Annotated in this window: 11 protein-coding genes; 4 read left to right on the forward strand and 7 right to left on the reverse strand. The window is 34.0% G+C overall.

All coding sequences use genetic code 11. From position 1 onward, the window contains the following. Position 1: 1 nt before the first annotated feature. Positions 2–1,399 (reverse strand): alpha-amylase family glycosyl hydrolase, encoded by a 1,398-nt coding sequence (locus ACR1PN_RS17135; protein ID WP_433981015.1) that lies wholly within the window; start codon positions 1,397–1,399, stop codon positions 2–4. A 177-nt stretch (positions 1,400–1,576) separates the two neighbouring features. Between ACR1PN_RS17135 and ACR1PN_RS17140 the strand changes: the two genes are divergently transcribed. Further along, positions 1,577–2,350, forward strand: coding sequence for a glycosyltransferase family 32 protein (locus ACR1PN_RS17140; protein ID WP_378172207.1), 774 nt, complete (start codon positions 1,577–1,579; stop codon positions 2,348–2,350). Positions 2,351–2,434: 84 nt separating this feature from the next. On the opposite strand, the gene ACR1PN_RS17145 is transcribed toward ACR1PN_RS17140, so the two are convergent. Both ACR1PN_RS17145 and ACR1PN_RS17150 read right to left on the reverse strand, forming a co-directional pair. Then, positions 2,435–3,289 (reverse strand): GLPGLI family protein, encoded by an 855-nt coding sequence (locus tag ACR1PN_RS17145; protein WP_433981016.1) that lies wholly within the window; start codon positions 3,287–3,289, stop codon positions 2,435–2,437. Positions 3,290–3,496: 207 nt separating this feature from the next. Further along, a complete protein-coding gene (locus ACR1PN_RS17150; protein WP_433981017.1) occupies positions 3,497–5,083 on the reverse strand; it encodes a helix-turn-helix domain-containing protein in 1,587 nt (528 codons plus the stop codon). Positions 5,084–5,692: 609 nt separating this feature from the next. On the opposite strand from ACR1PN_RS17150, the gene ACR1PN_RS17155 reads away from it, so the two are divergent. Then, entirely contained in the window at positions 5,693–6,148 is a 456-nt protein-coding gene (locus ACR1PN_RS17155; RefSeq protein WP_433981018.1) for a hypothetical protein, read from the forward strand. Positions 6,149–6,234: 86 nt separating this feature from the next. Here the strand turns inward: ACR1PN_RS17155 and ACR1PN_RS17160 are convergent, their stop codons facing one another. Both ACR1PN_RS17160 and ACR1PN_RS17165 read right to left on the reverse strand, forming a co-directional pair. Beyond that, positions 6,235–8,112 carry a T9SS type A sorting domain-containing protein gene (locus ACR1PN_RS17160; protein ID WP_433981019.1) on the reverse strand — a complete coding sequence of 626 codons (1,878 nt, stop codon included), beginning with the start codon at positions 8,110–8,112 and terminating at the stop codon, positions 6,235–6,237. Positions 8,113–8,223: 111 nt separating this feature from the next. Then, positions 8,224–13,131, reverse strand: coding sequence for a PKD domain-containing protein (locus ACR1PN_RS17165; RefSeq protein ID WP_433981020.1), 4,908 nt, complete (start codon positions 13,129–13,131; stop codon positions 8,224–8,226). Positions 13,132–13,424: 293 nt separating this feature from the next. On the opposite strand from ACR1PN_RS17165, the gene ACR1PN_RS17170 reads away from it, so the two are divergent. Continuing rightward, positions 13,425–14,147 carry a response regulator transcription factor gene (locus ACR1PN_RS17170; protein WP_433981021.1) on the forward strand — a complete coding sequence of 241 codons (723 nt, stop codon included), beginning with the start codon at positions 13,425–13,427 and terminating at the stop codon, positions 14,145–14,147. A gap of 92 nt (positions 14,148–14,239) precedes the next feature. Further along, positions 14,240–14,455, forward strand: a complete 216-nt coding sequence (locus ACR1PN_RS17175) for a hypothetical protein (RefSeq protein WP_433981022.1) — start codon at positions 14,240–14,242, stop codon at positions 14,453–14,455. Between the two features lie 126 nt (positions 14,456–14,581). Here the strand turns inward: ACR1PN_RS17175 and ACR1PN_RS17180 are convergent, their stop codons facing one another. Both ACR1PN_RS17180 and ACR1PN_RS17185 read right to left on the reverse strand, forming a co-directional pair. Beyond that, entirely contained in the window at positions 14,582–14,752 is a 171-nt protein-coding gene (locus ACR1PN_RS17180; protein WP_191178651.1) for a lmo0937 family membrane protein, read from the reverse strand. Positions 14,753–15,195: 443 nt separating this feature from the next. Beyond that, entirely contained in the window at positions 15,196–15,540 is a 345-nt protein-coding gene (locus ACR1PN_RS17185; RefSeq protein ID WP_433981023.1) for a hypothetical protein, read from the reverse strand. Between the last annotated feature and the right edge of the window lie 277 nt (positions 15,541–15,817).

Below are 15,817 nucleotides of genomic sequence, written 5' to 3' on the forward strand. Positions count from 1 at the left end.
TTTAATTTGATGATGAACTGTGTAACACCACGTAATCCCAAGGATTCATGGTTAGAATAAATGTTTCAGAAATTTTTTGCTTTTCTCCTGTAAATAAATTAGTGTATAAACCACTATCAAAAGAGGTATCAAATTGTACGACTAAAATATCTCTGCTTAAATTAATAAAGCTGATAACTTTGTCGCCATTTTTCTCCCGAACAAAAGAAATGACCTGATCCATACGGTCATTTATAACTCTTACTATTTCTCCGCCATGATTTCCGTTCCAAAGTGCCTGATTTTGATGTTTTAAATAAAAAAGAGTAGAGTAGAGTGTTTCAATTTCATGATTTTTCCATTCAATCGGGTCTTTTTCGAAAAATTCAAGAGATCGATTAAGCCCGGCTTCCTGTCCGTTATAGATCAAAGGAATTCCATCCATCAGTACTGTAAAAACAATAGCAGCTTTCAATGCATCCCCAAAGTTACTGTATTGATTTCCTTCCCAGGAATTTTTATCATGATTATCGATAAAATTCATCCTCATTCCTTCTTTTGGAAATATGGATACATGTTCTGCAATATAGGCCTCAGTGAGCGATTTGATACTTGTCTCTGTCGTTGCGATTTTATGTAGAATATTCCATAAATTCCAATTGTAGGTAGCGTCGAATGCTTTGCGATGAAGCTCTTTATCTTCTGCTTCTGCAAGCATAAAAACCGGTTTTATAGCATCAAGTTCCGCCCTTGCATTTTCCCAGAAATCAAGAGGAATAAAGCTCGCAATATCACATCGGTAACCATCGATATTATACTCTGTAATCCAAAATTTCAGAGCGTCGGTCATATATTTTCGTAAATCAGAATTTTTATAATCAAATTCAATAATATCGTCATAATCCCTCCATCTTGTAGATTGAAAAGTGCCTTTTCTTGATTTCATATACCAGTCAGGATGTTTTTCGACCAAATCATTATCCCAGCTTGTATGGTTGGCAACCCAGTCGAGAATGACGTACATTCCGTGATCGTGGATTGCATTAACCAAATTTCTGAAATCTTCCGCATTGCCAAATTCAGGATTAATACCATAATAATCTTTCACAGAATAATAACTTCCCAAAGTTCCCTTACGATGAGCTTCTCCGATGGGATGAATCGGCATTAGCCAGATAATATCAATTCCAAGCTTTTTTAACCGGGGCAGCTGTTTTTCAATCGCTTTAAAATTTCCTTCCTCAGAAAACTGCCGTACATTGAGTTCGTACAGCGTTGCATTTTTCACCCATTCAGGAGTTGAAATTTGTACATATTTCTTTGGGATATAGCGGTTGAGATTTTGCTGTTCCATAAATTTAATATAAAATAAAACTTCAGGGATTTCAATTATATTTTCTGTAAGAAATAACCATACCATTTAATGATTAATATGTTAAACTAAATGATTTAAAACATATTTAAGAATTACAAATTAGTTAAACCACATGAAAAAGCGTTTTTATTCAAATAAAAAATCACTTTATTAAAATTAAGGTTTAGTTTTTGTAATGAATGTTGACAGCACATGCTAGTATTAACACCAAAAACAAAATATATGATTCCTAAGAAAATACACTACTGCTGGTTTGGCGGTCATCCTAAACATGAATTGGCAGAACACTGCATTGCATCCTGGAAAAAAATTCATCCTGATTATGAAATTGTAGAATGGAATGAAACTAATGCACCTTTAGAAGATAACAATTATGTAAAAGAAGCTTTCGAACAGAAAAAATGGGCTTTTGTATCGGATTATGTGCGTTCCAAAGTAATGCTTGATCATGGCGGTATTTATATGGATACCGATATGGAACTTAAGCTTCCACTGGATGAATTTCTGAACGAAAAAGCAGTTTGTGGTTTTGAAGTTAAAGGTGTCCCATATTCAGCATTCTGGATGGCAGAGCCGGGACATCAGCTCTCAAAAGATTTTGTAGCTTATTATAATAAGCAGAATGGGTTTGAAGAACGCATCAATACTGATATTTTTTCTGAAATGCTCGAAAAAGAATACGGTGCAGACCGGTACAGTGATACCATCCAAAAGCTGAAACATGATGTCACACTTTATCCTTCTGTGTACTTTTCACAGGATTTACCCAAGAATTATGTAAGTCATCACTTTAACGGATCATGGTTTGGTGGCGATGAAGAAAATAAGCATAAAAAGATGGTTAATGTTTACGGTCTTCTTGAGCGATTAATCAATTCCCCTGATGCTGCAAGGGCTGTTCATAGCGTAATTAATGAACATAAAATTATTGATGCAAACAAGGTTCTGGATCTGATACCAAGAGAAAAAATAAAAGAATACCTCAATCAATTTTAAACTAAACCCTCTAAACCAATAATTGTTTAGAGGGTTTTATTTATATTTTATTGAGTCAGTTTTAAATTTACGGGGTCACTATCTTTATTTATAAAGGTCTTTTTCTATAAAATTATTGAATTTTGCTAAGAATTTTTTCGCAGCATTTTCTTTGTTCTTGATTAATTCCTGCTTTGTCATTGGGTTTCCTGTGTTTGAATTAAACAATATTGTTTCTGACATTTCAGAAGAGCTGTGCATTAGTTTAATATTTTTTGCTGGGTCTTTTATATATTCGTTCCAGAGCTGATTGAATTTTTCCTTTGTTACAAAAATCTCTTTCACTTTTGAGTCTATAAGTGAAGGGGTATAGTCGAGTTTCTGACTTCCCACTAAATTAAAAATATGAGCTTTACCTTCATCTTCGATATTTAATATTAATCCTGGCAAACCACAAAACTTATAAGGTCCGTCTTGGATTTGAACATCATTAGTGAACCACGCAACCCAGTTTCTGCCTCCGAATTGAGTTGTTGCTTTTTGGGCTTTGAAGCCTTCTATACTTTTTGTTTCCGGAAGAATAGTCCAATTCATTTTCTTCAATTCTTTCACTGCAACGTTACTGGCATTAAGTAAGGTATGGTAAACTGTTTCCAAATCCGGATATGTTTTTGAAATTCTGAAATTAACTTTTGGTTGTTTAATTTTTCTAAAATCAATGTTAATAGAATTTGAAACCTTTCCTTTTTCTACCTCAGCGTTGAAAAGAGAATCGCGTGTGATCAGCAAAGCACTGTAAAAATAGGAACCTTCTTTTGTGATATCAAGATTCATGATTTCCTTATCAACATTTTCTTTATTTAATGAATCCAGCTTAAATGAATATTCATAGATAAACCTTTGATTTTGAGAAAACATTATTCCTGATATTAACAGGAAAATAGCAATGATGGCTTTCATTTTATTAAAAGTAATTGTTATAAGTTATATAATGATTGCTGAGACTATTCAAATATAAGTAATGTTTTCAAATAGTTATGTAAGAGGCCAGAAATCAGAGCTTTTGTGTAGGGAATAGGAAGCTGTGTTTATATATAACTTCATTATTTTTTGTAATTAAGTGATATTGATTTTCAGGCATTTAAAATTTGTTGATTAAAAAATAAATCATATTTCTCTATCTTTAAGTGTTTGCAGAAAATGAGAAGGAGACATATTGGTGATTTTTTTAAAAGCGACCGTAAACTTACTTTGGGAAGAAAATCCAGCTTCTTCTGCAAGACTGGAAATCTTATATTTCTGGTATTTTGATTCTGTTTTGATTTTTTCAATGATATAATTTATTCTTAGCTCATTTATATAATTGTTAAAATCTTTATGTTTAAAATTATTGATAATGTAAGACAAATATTTTGTATTGGTATCGCAATAAGCTGCTAAATAAGGCAATGAAACTGTATTTTTGGTAAATAATACTGAATTCTCGAATTTTTCGAGCTTAGCCAGCAGTTTTTGCTCAGTTGCTTCGGTCATTATAGATTGCTGTTCAGTTTCTCCTTCGCTATCTTTTTCACTTTTGGTAAGATTATTTTCTGCTTTTTTACTGTTTTGCAGTTCGCTGTAATTCTTTTTTACTTCACGAAGGTCATTATTTAAGCTATTTAAAACAAGTTTGTGATTCCTGTAATAAATGCCGATTATCACTAAAATGATAACGACCAGAACTATAAAAAATATTATAATTGAATTTTTTCCAAGTGATTTCTTTTCTTCAAGCTTATTTTTATTTTTAAGATCTACATATTCTGTATTAATGAAAGAAGTGGTGCTATCAGATATTTTCTGGCTGGTAGAATCATGCTTCTTAGTTACTTCAGTAAGTTTTTTAATATTTTGGGTAGCCATATAATACTGCTGTGAAGTAGTGTAGATCTCATTCTTAAGATTGATATAGTTGGACTGATCAGAAATAGACTCTGCTTTATCCAGATATTTTTTTGCCAGATCAAGATTTTTTGTTTCAATATATACTTGGGCAGTTTCGTTAAAAATTAATCCTTTTAAAAAATTGTCCGGCATATCTTCAAGAGCAGTTTCAGCATCTTTATAACTATTAAGAGCCTTTGTGAAATTTCTTAATTTTAAATAGCATAAACCTTCCAGCTGTTTATTATTAGCAGTGATGAAAATCTCCTTATTCCCTGCTGAATTGAAATAATTCTGAGATTTTTGAATATAAGATAACGCCTTCTTGTAGTTTTTAAACTGAATCTCATAATATGCTTTTTCCTGCATAATGAAACCCATCATATTGTCGGCGTAGAGCTTGCTATCAAGGTTCTTAATGATGCTTTCGGATTTGTCGATATAGTTCTTCGATTGGATATATAAACCTAAATTCCTGTACTGAGAAGATAAAAATCCGTATATCTTTGATTGCCAAAGAAAGTCATCAGAATCTACCGCAATTTTTTCTGCTTTCTGAGCATAAGCAACAGCTTTTTTGATGTTGCCCGATTGCTGATGTAAGGTTGCAGACAGCATTAAACTTTTTGTTTGGAATTTTGGTGTCTTGGAAGTCTGAAATAAAGAATCGGCAATAAATAGTGCCTTACTAAAATCATTCTGAGAGGTCTCAAGATAAGTTTTGTTGTAAATTTTATTATAATTTTCAAGATTTTGCCCTTGCAGTTTACAGCATATTATAAGTACAATGGTGAAAGATGACAGCTTCAGTAAATTTTTTCTTAACATTTGCTATAATTTACATTTCTTTTAAGATTAAAACGGAATGATGATTTAGTTTAATAATCAAAATATGGACATTTAAAACACAAAAATACAATTTAAAACGTAGAAAGTTTTAGTATAACAATTTTTAATAGCAGTTAGTTGAAAATAATCAAAAGTCATAAAAAAGCCCTCTCTCGTAAAAGAAGGCTTAAAAACACAAATGATGAAAAAAAATAGCTCTAAAGCTATATGCCTTTTCTAAATTAAGATTTTTTGTTTTATTAAGATGAGCAAAAATACTTGATGCCTTTCTTTTGTACAAGAAAAACAGTTGTCATATTCCTGAAAATGTATAATCGTATTTTGTTATAAACGGTTGATAGATAATGTTTAATACTTTTTTTATAAGAAGTCATTATATCTAATATAAAAAATTATATTAACTCAGATTACACGATTAATGAGTGAATTTAAGTTTCTTTTTTCCTGAAAACGGGTTATATATATTTTGGGTTATACAATTGATAAACTTACTTTTGCCCGGTCAATTTTATAACACAAACTCTCTATATGCAAGGTCATTAGTTTATTAATATTAAACTGTTGACCTTTTTAAATTAATACCTGATTATGAAAATAAAGAATAAAAATAACGTGAAAATTATTCGCTTCATTCTTATGATATGTTTTGTCTTTTTGCTAATAATGGCAGTCATATCTTCATTGCAAATCTTAAAAGTAATAATGGCTTTTTTGGGATTTATTGCTTTTTTTACTGCTATATTTCTTCCTAATTATGAATTTGATTGTTCGGATGAATACCTTCTTTTTGGGAAATATGGTATATTCAAAACTAACTATATCCATCCATTAATAGAAATACCCGTTTCATCTATCACCGGTTATGAGGTGAAAAAAAAATTGATGCTTTATTTGGTGAAAATTACTGTTGAGGATGATTTTTCACCCAACAAAAAAATAGTTAAAATACCTCTACAATTCTTTAGCGAATACCAGATTATTAAAATCATTAAAACATTGGAAGACGTTAAAAATAAGAATATTCATGCTAAAGTGAAATTCTAAAACCTTGTTTTTTTATGGACAGACTAATTATCTTAACAAGAAATTCCCTCTCAAGAAAAGGGAATTAACTGGTAAGTAAAAGAAACCTATTTCTTTATTATCTTTTCTGTAACGACAGTCTTATCTGTCTTTATTTTCACATAATAAACTCCTGCGTTTAAAGAAGATATATTCACTGAAGATTTGTGGAGGCTCAAATTGCCATTCTGTACTGACCTGCCGTCTGCAGAATAAATCTCATACGAAAGAAGCGATTCTTTACTGCTGATATTTAAAATATCTTTTACGGGATTCGGGTAAAATGTAACACCGGCTTCAGCTGAAGATTCTTCTACGGAAAGCTGACTGCAAACAGATTTAGCAAGCTTGGAAATAAAAAATTGAGACTTGCCACTGTTTCCCGCTGCGGTCATTGTATTTACACCATCTGAAGCATCGGTAAAGAGCTGGCTGTGAAATAGTCCGCCCACAACATAGTTTCCGTCATGATCTACTGCGATAGCCGAAAGTTCATCCTGAAAACCAAAATTGCTCTGGATTTCATGGGTTCCTATTACTGCTCCAGTATCTTTATTCAAACGTACCAGAAGCGGATCGGCGAGATCATTTTGTGGTCTTATCATTTGAAAGGTTCCCCATTTATCACCAATGGCGCCTTTTACAAATGCCAATTCATTGCCGTTCAGTACTACAGGCCCTCTCATAAATCGGTAACCCATCGGCGCAGTAGCTGTTAATTCGTCATGAATCTTTGCCCACTGTACCACACCGGACGAATTCATTTTCAAAACAAAAGGATTTATCCCACTGTTGAACGGTAGCGGGAAAGTATAGTCTCCAAATGAAGCAACAGCAGTGGTACTCACTCCTCTGTAATAATATCCTGAAAGATATACATTAGAATTATTATCTTTAATCAATCCAAAGATTTTGTCATCCTGAGCTGTTGTATTGGGAGTAGTAAATTCTTTTCTCCATATTTCATTGCCATTGCTGCCGTTAATTGCCAGCATAAAGCCGTCATTATTAATCGGGTTTGAGTTGTACGCTAATGGAAACGGATTTCCAAATGATGAACTTCTCGAACCTGCAATATAATATCTGTTAAGATTTTCATCATAAAGCATCTGAATTTTTCCACCACCAACTGCTGATGCAAAAGTTCCGGTCACAGGAAGCAGAATAGGATTTGCTGCAGGAGTCATAGTTCCGTTATTATTGTTAAATTTCACCAGAAAATACTGAAATGTGCTTGTGAAACTTGCCGGAACTGTTATTAATCCATCCAAATGAGTTCCTGCCGAAAAACCTAATATGGCATGAATGTTTTTTGAAGAATCCATACACCACAAACCATTATCTGCTGATCTGAGTGCATAGCTTACATTTCCCTGAAGTGGTTTTTGCCATGCTAAAGAACCGTTAGATGTATTATATTTTAATAGAAATGCGGTATTAATGCCCGGATCAGGATCCGGACTGTTATAAGCTACATTTACAACCGGAAGTGAGGTATTTGTATCGAAGTGTGTGGGAGTATAAGTTGATGGAGCGTTAATATTTGCCTGATTTACTACATTCACCATGATGTAAAGCCCACCGTTATTATCGGTTTCTAATTTCCAGGCATTCTCGCCATCTCCGTAGCCGCCGATCGTCTGGCTCCACCGGATATTTCCCTGACAGTCTGTAGAAAACAATAAAAGATCTTTTGAATTATAATTTGTTACCGGCTGTCCATCCAATTGCGGGGAGCTTGGAAATATACTTGTAAGATAGTAGTAATTATTTTGATTGTCTACAGCAATACTGCGGATCATTTCATCGGCTGTTTCATTGAAGCCTGTTCCCAGCGTTCCGGTGTTTCCTCCGCCTTGTCTCGCCCATTGCCACTGATAATTTTGAGAAAAAATTGAAATAGGAATTGACAAGAATAATAGTTTAAAATAGATTTGGTGTTTCATATTAAAGATTTGGCTGTGAATTTATAAAAATATTACGAAGTTTGCAGTGTTTATCATTTATTTTTGGTAAAAACTAAAGGCTGTACCATGTACAGCCTTTAGAATAATTAATTATTTTTTGAGCAATTTTGCCTGTAATGGTTTGTCGGAAGTCACAACGCTTACGATGTAAACTCCTTGAAGCCATTGCGATACATTTATACTTACTTTTCCTGAACTTGCTTTAAGTTCCTGTTGGAATTTAAGTGTTCCCGAAGCATCGTGTACAGTAATCATTCTGGCTGCATTTTTAGAATTTCCAGTATCAAAAATTACCTCTGCCATATCCTTTGAAGGATTTGGTGTTACCTGAATTCCTGAGACAGTTTTTTCTTCTGATGAAGCTGCTACTCTTGATGATAAAGAATAATCTATAGGTTCTTTTACTTCACATCCATATCCTTTAACAATCATATCATCAATTCCACCAGGGAAAGTTGCATTAGGATAGAATAATATTGGGTTGGTCCACATATTATATGTTCCGCCTGCAGGGATTGTAATGATTGAAGGACTGTAAGTTCCGTATCCGTTTGCACTGGTTATTGTTAAAACAACCGGTGTCGAAGCATAATTATAGATTTCTCCGTATAAAGCATAATTTGGATTGCCATTACCACGAACTACTTCTACTTTTACACCAATTTTACATGGCTCAAGTTTACATAACTGTGGATCAGGGTTTACATTCATGTCACCACTCTTCACGGTACAAATACCCTGGGTAATTTCCAAATTATATGTTCCGGCCTGATTAATATATAAAGGATTAATAAAGCCAAAGCTTCCTCCTTGTATATTCGAACCATTCAACTGCCAGTTATGTCCGTCGTAAATTCCTCTTGGACCGATAAGATATGAAGTTCCATCAGGACAAACATCATAACATCCTGTAGGGAAGATCCACATCAAGCTTTCAATACTTTGAGGCACTGTAATATCATTTTCTACAATACATCCTGATGGAGCAGTGTAGGTCACACGATAAATTCCTCCATGAGTAACAGCAATAGTCTGCCCGGTCATTCCGTTACTCCAGTTGTATTGTCCGTTTGAAGGGCCTGTTGCTGTAATTTCAACTTTATAAGGCTGACATTGTACGATATTATAACTCAAACCTACCTGTGAAGGCGGATTGCTCACCGTAACTGTAAAGTCTTTGTAATTCTCACAACCCGGATCACCTACTGGTCTTACCATAAGTCTGAACGTATGAGTTCCTGCAGTAAGATTACCTGTATTGATTGTGATAGGATATGGTGAATTAGTCCAGCTTACCGCTACATTGCCGTTTTTCAGCCATTGATATTCTAATGTATTATCTGTTACAATACCGAATAATGTTGTAGACTGATTAGCACAGATACTGGTTTTGCCTGAAATATTCACATATGGTTTTGGTCTTACAGTTACAGATACAGCCTGTGTAGCCATTATGTAACTCATGCATCCGGTTGAACCTTTCAGAATTGGCCAGTAATTACCGGAAACAGTTGGGTTAAACGAACTCGTGTTCGGTGCACCTGCAACAGGTTGGTTGCCATTCATCCAAATATAACTTGTTGGGGTAACTGAAGCAAAATTCGGTATATAAGTAATACTTGGGTTAGAAGAACTTCCTTCACACGAATTCGTGTTGAATGCCTGAAGTATACCTGCGAAATTATCTTCCACCACCTGTACGATATGTGGTAAGCCTGTGTAAACACAACTTTGAGGAGTGGTTACCTGAAGATAAATTGAATTTGGCCCACTGTTATTAAACGTAATTTCAGTTGTAGGTCCTGAAGCTACATAGGCGGTATTATCAAAAAACCACTTATACGTATTATTGGAATTGAAATTCGGAATGGTTAATGTAACCACTTCTCCTTTACATACCGAAGCAGGTAACCCTGTGAAGTTCAGATTAGGAGTTGGTGCAATTGTGTATGTTTCCGTAATGGTACAAGGCGGATTATTTGCAGATGTCAACGTTAGCGTAAAGGTGTGTACTCCTGGCGATAAATTACTGAAACTTGCCGTCTGACCTGTCTGCGTGAAAGGTCCTCCATTACCCCACGTAAAAGTAATGTCATTCTGATTAATATCAAAAATTGTTGAGCTGTTGTGTAAAGTAACATCAAAAGTACCATTATTACTGCAAGTCTGGGTAATATTAAATTTAGGCTGATAACGTTTGATCATTTCAATCGTCTTGCTAAACCAGCAATTACCGACTCTTATACGGACTGTTACAAGGTGTACACCGGCTATATTTGTTGTAAACTGTGCGTTATTGGTACCTTGTCCGCCGGTTAACGTTAGAACAGAATTCGATAACCATTGTACCTGATCGGGAACTACGCTGTAAGAAGCCTGTGCCGATAAAGTGTTACATCCTGTCCAATTAGCGGTGACATTAATTGTAGGTTCCGGAATTCCGCAAGTGTTATCATTACATTCTTGAGTAACATTTATCGTTTGGGATCTTACCCAGCATCCATTTGCATCTTTTACTCTTACAAAGTATGTTCCGTAAGGATTTGTACCTTGAATTAGGAAAGAGTTTAAGCTTCCTGTCTGTAAGATTACATTATTTTTTCTCCACTCAAATACTGTTGATGGGGTAATACCTGTTGACATGTTCGCATAAAGCGTATAAGGTGTGTAATTTGTAGGATCACAAATTTCAACATTAGCAGCAGGGGTAATAGTGATCACTGTTTCCGGATAAACAACAAAACTGGCACTTGCAGTAGGTTTATAGCTGCAGCTATGAGCTCCATTGATGGTTACAGTTACAGTTTGGCTAATATTTGCTCCTGTATTGTTCTGGATATATCCTTGATTAGAGAAGCTGTAATTACCTGAAGGATTGAATCCTGCTGTATGTGAAGAACCGTTTGAGAATGTGAAAACCACATCTGTAGCACTGGTAATCCCACCCTGGTTGATTGAGAAGCTTAACCCTGATTCACCTAAACAGATGTTCTGGATATTTGTAAAGTTGATCACAGGGAGCTGATACAGCTCAACAGGATAATTGAAGAAATATTCAACGCCACACTTGATTACTTTTAATCTGAGATTTGTCGAATTAACTCCGCTTGAAATCTCATTAAAATTAACTGTTATTTGATTTGTTCCCTGTCCTGAAACAACACTTCCGAAATTAAGGCTTGCGAATGACCATTCGATTTGATCAGGAACAACACCATTAAAATCAACTTTAAACACCATCGATGAACTCGGGCAGTAAGGTCCCGGAGCTGCAGCAACGATATTGGCAGTCAGATTGATTTTTTTAAGCAAAAGTGTTAAAGGATCTGATAAACATCCTACCGGGTCAAGTGACTTATTTCTTACCGATACAGCAAAAGATGTTGCACCAGGATTAAATATAACTGTTACAGATTGTCCTGAATTGCTGCCCTGGATTGTTCCGTTTGTAACTTCCCATACAGGTATTGTTCCCGGAGTAATCGTTGCTATGCTGTAAGTATAAGGTACTCCTGTACAAACTCTTCTTTCGCCGATGATATTTCCAGTTGGAGCAGGTGGAGTCTGAACAACTCTTATAATTCTTGGATCTCCCGTACATCCGCCAGGTTTTGTAGCTGTTATAAGATACGTTCCCGGAGTTGAAAACAAGAAATTTGGAAGAGTAGGAGATGGTGTTGCAGAGGTATAAATAACCGCATTATCCTTTGTTACCTGCCATATTACATTTGTACCAGGATTTGCATTGAATGTTTGCGTTGTATTTGAACAGATTTCGTCTGAACCTCCCGTTATTGTTACCGGAGCATCTACATTAATGGTTATTTCTGCATATCCTTTACAGCCTAATAAAGTATTTATATAAGTACATGATAAAATATAAGTTCCTGTTTGATTAGCAGTGAAAAATACTTCATTTCTATGCTCATTGTAGTTAAGTTGAGCAGAACCTGGTCCGGAAACACTCCATTGGAAACTTGTTGCAGGCCATTGTGGTAAAGAATATTTTTCCTGCTTTCCTGCACATATAGCTTCTTTTCCTTTAATTCTTGCTTTATTTAAGATCACAGGTACCTTTACTGTAACCCATTCCGGACATGTACATTTAGATAAGTACATCACATATCCGAATCCTTCTGAAGGATCTACCTGATCCCATTTTACTTCTATCGAATTACCGTTATTAGCAACTATTGTTCCTCCTTTTACTTCCCAGTCTCCGCCACAGTTATCGCTTGCTGTATAGGTTTCAACACTTCCTTCGCAAACTACAGATGCACACGATATTGTTACAGGGTCAGCTTTAAGTACTTCAACATCTATCGTAATACTGTGGGTACAGTTACACTGGTTGGTAACTGTGAGTGTTACCGGGTAGGTGCCTTCTGTTGTATACGTATGTGATGGCTCAAAAGCATTTGAAAAAGTACCGTCACCAAAATCCCAATGGTAATATAGGATATCGCTGCCTCCGTTTTGGTCTGATATGTTATCAAAATAAATGGGAGTATTTCTGCATACTTTGGGCTTAATGCCTCCTGCAGCCTGGAAATTTGCTGTTGGACGATTAATTTTTTCAACACAGATTGTGCGGCTTTCTGTAGTACCGTTTGAATATGTTATGGTAATCTGTATAGATCCGTTGCCAGCAACACCCCATTTAATAATAGCCTGAGTATTTCCGGCTCCGCTCAGTGATTGTAGCACGCCTCCGCCAATATTCCATTGTACATTGGTAATGTTTGTTCCTTCAATTGTATAGGTGATTTCTTTATCTTCACATACGCGAATGCATTCTGATCTTTCAATACCCTGAAACAGTTGCCCGTTGTCTAATTTGGGATCATACTCAGATAAATTCTGGGCGCACCCGACTTGAAAATCCCATTTAATTATTGTGCCGGAACCTTGCGAAAATAAGAGTAATGGCAAGAATAAGAGCCATACGTAGAAAATTTTCCGTAGCACAGCGAATGATGATTGATTAGTTTTTGTCATATTATTTTTTTTTGATTAGTAATGATTTTAATACTTCATCAATCTTTTATAATCTGAGAACAGAATTATAAATAATACAATTACGAAATTTTGTCATAAGAGAATATTTAGGTTAATAGTTATTTATTATTCTAAATCTAGTGATCTTTAATGTATCTGTTATTCGGTTTTTTTGTTATGATAGTCTGTTTCTTACTCATATTAATTTTTTTTTAAAAATAAATCAATATAATTTGAATTTTACTACACTTTTGTTTAGTTTTACATCCATCACCATTGAAATAAAAATTAACATGAAAAACAATTATCAGTTAGCAACTGACAGGCCTGTGGCTGCAGTTGTTGAACGTAAACACCTCGACTCAGATACTGTTTCAAGAACTATTCAGGCTGTAACCCAACTGACCAGCGGGAATGTTTTTATAATTAATAACAAGACTTTAGATATTCCTAAAACTTCCCTGGAAGAATATTGTGAAAATAAGCATGGTTTGGACTGCAATAATCAATCGGTTAATAACAACACCCTTTATAATACTTGTTGTCTTTTTTCAGACTTTCTTTCGCAAATTCCGGTAAACAGAAGATTAGAATATTCTATCAGCTATGATTTCGAAATCAATGACCAATCAGGAAAGAAAGTACTTTACAATCACAAAATAACACCATTATCACTAAGTCAAAATGGTAGAATAGAAATGTCGCTGTGTATTGCTTCAGTATCTATGGCTAAATCTCCGGGAAATCTCATAATATCATCAAAGCTTTCAGATATAATCTGGAAATATTGCAAGGAGAGTGAAAAATGGCATCCTGAATTTAAAATTAAACTTACAGCCAGAGAAACAGATATTGTTAGATCTTATCTTCAGGGGTATACAATAGATGAAATTGCTTCAAAATTATTTATAACAGGTGCTACAGTAAAATGGCATAGGAGAAAGCTTTTTGAAAAACTAAATGTAAAGAATATTACCGAAGCTATTTCCTGTTTAGTTATAAATAATCTTCTTTAGAAAATAAAAAAAATACCACATTCGGTATATTACATCGAGATTGGTAAAAGAATTGTATAGAGAGATATAATAAACAGTTAAAATTAGCAGCTATGAATATATCTTTCTACGATTTTAAAAATTTGCCGGCTCAGACCCAAAAAGATCTTGTTATAAGTGAAGGCCGTATACTGAACGAGAGAATGCTCAATTCTCTGAAATATGTTCTGTATGAAATGACCTGTTTTAATGTCGAAGTAATATACAATGAAAATAACGGGAAAGTGGAAGGGCTGAATGTTTTTCAGAAAGTAATTTACGCAACATGATTTTAGTACACAGCTGTTATAAAAATATAAAAGAGAGTTTATTCAGCTCTCTTTTTTGTTGATGAAAAGTGATTGATATTACATACAAAAAAACAGCTGCTATAAGTGCAGCTGTTTTTTATAACTTTAGTTGAGTGGTTTTCGTCCCGAAATAATGTTGATGAGTACAACAATTATTGCAATAACAAGTAGTACGTGAATTAAACTTCCGGTGTCCATTCCTGGGATCACTCCTAACATTCCTAGTAGCCAAACGACAATGCAGATAACTGCAACAAGCCATAATATACTTCTCATAATATTAAAATTTTTTGATTGGTATTTATATGTATACATTTTCTGTGCCTTTATTGAATATTTGAGTTGATTTACTGCGTAATTTTCTTTGGCCAATTTGATTATCAGTATCTTGTTTGAAGCAATGTGGTATTTTTTATATTAATTTCTTTGAGGACACAAATATGGGCAATGATGTTATTGTTTTTTTAGTTAAAATTTTCTCAATAAATTAACCCGTGATGCTTATTAATATTAAAAAAGGTTAAAAGTAACGCTATCCGCAGAAAGTGGTACGAAATTTCAATAATCATGCTTACTCATGGTAATTGAGTTTTCATGGTTATTAGTTTTTATCCCCGTTGATCCGGGGATTTTTTATTTTATCTTACAATACAGTCATAAAAAATGTCCTCAACGCAATTGGCTGAAGACATCTGTATGGAAATTGATTTTAATGAAAATCAATCTTTTCTATTAAGCTTTATAAACTGTAATGACGAAATTATTTTTTTGTTTTGTGAATTTGTAAAACCTAATAAAAATAATTTAACCACCATTTTTTTCTTCCGTTGGGAGTTTATTTTTAGTGTTAAATGTGAAACACCTAATCCTTTTCGAAAATCATAGTCTTTTATACTCGATTGTGGTAGTTCAATAAAAGGCGGAATAAATCTTTTTAATGTAAATGGGTGATGTTTTCTGAAAGTTATACAGTTTCCCGAATTCTCAAAAACAATACACTGAAGCCGAAGCAGGAAGAAAATAAGAAGAATGCATAAAACAGAAAGTGCAATATCAACTGTCATATTTTTTGAAATAATAACTATAAGTACAGACGCTATAATAGAAATTATTAAAAGGTAAGCTATTCTTCTTGTCAGTCTGTAATTTGAAATCTTCATACTATCGATTGTTAAATAATTGATTTGGTTATATTTAGTTTTGGAAATTTCTTCTTTTTTTTGTTGTGTTTTGTGTAAAGTGTTAATATTAAAGTTTATTTTATTAGTATATTTTACTCTATTAAGAGGTTTTTGTTTTACAAATTTAAGATTGTTTAGGCTGTTTTGCAATGTATATGGT

This window comes from Chryseobacterium sp. RLHN22 (assembly GCF_051011795.1).
In the GTDB taxonomy this organism is placed as follows: Bacteria; Bacteroidota; Bacteroidia; order Flavobacteriales; family Weeksellaceae; genus Chryseobacterium; species Chryseobacterium zhengzhouense.

Coding starts and splice junctions, on each gene's coding strand:
- ACR1PN_RS17135 (WP_433981015.1), bottom strand. CDS start 1,399: ATGGTATGGTTATTTCTTACAGAAAATATAATTGAAATCCCTGAAGTT.
- ACR1PN_RS17140 (WP_378172207.1), top strand. CDS start 1,577: ATGATTCCTAAGAAAATACACTACTGCTGGTTTGGCGGTCATCCTAAA.
- ACR1PN_RS17145 (WP_433981016.1), bottom strand. CDS start 3,289: ATGAAAGCCATCATTGCTATTTTCCTGTTAATATCAGGAATAATGTTT.
- ACR1PN_RS17150 (WP_433981017.1), bottom strand. CDS start 5,083: ATGTTAAGAAAAAATTTACTGAAGCTGTCATCTTTCACCATTGTACTT.
- ACR1PN_RS17155 (WP_433981018.1), top strand. CDS start 5,693: ATGAAAATAAAGAATAAAAATAACGTGAAAATTATTCGCTTCATTCTT.
- ACR1PN_RS17160 (WP_433981019.1), bottom strand. CDS start 8,112: ATGAAACACCAAATCTATTTTAAACTATTATTCTTGTCAATTCCTATT.
- ACR1PN_RS17165 (WP_433981020.1), bottom strand. CDS start 13,131: ATGACAAAAACTAATCAATCATCATTCGCTGTGCTACGGAAAATTTTC.
- ACR1PN_RS17170 (WP_433981021.1), top strand. CDS start 13,425: ATGAAAAACAATTATCAGTTAGCAACTGACAGGCCTGTGGCTGCAGTT.
- ACR1PN_RS17175 (WP_433981022.1), top strand. CDS start 14,240: ATGAATATATCTTTCTACGATTTTAAAAATTTGCCGGCTCAGACCCAA.
- ACR1PN_RS17180 (WP_191178651.1), bottom strand. CDS start 14,752: ATGAGAAGTATATTATGGCTTGTTGCAGTTATCTGCATTGTCGTTTGG.
- ACR1PN_RS17185 (WP_433981023.1), bottom strand. CDS start 15,540: ATGACAGTTGATATTGCACTTTCTGTTTTATGCATTCTTCTTATTTTC.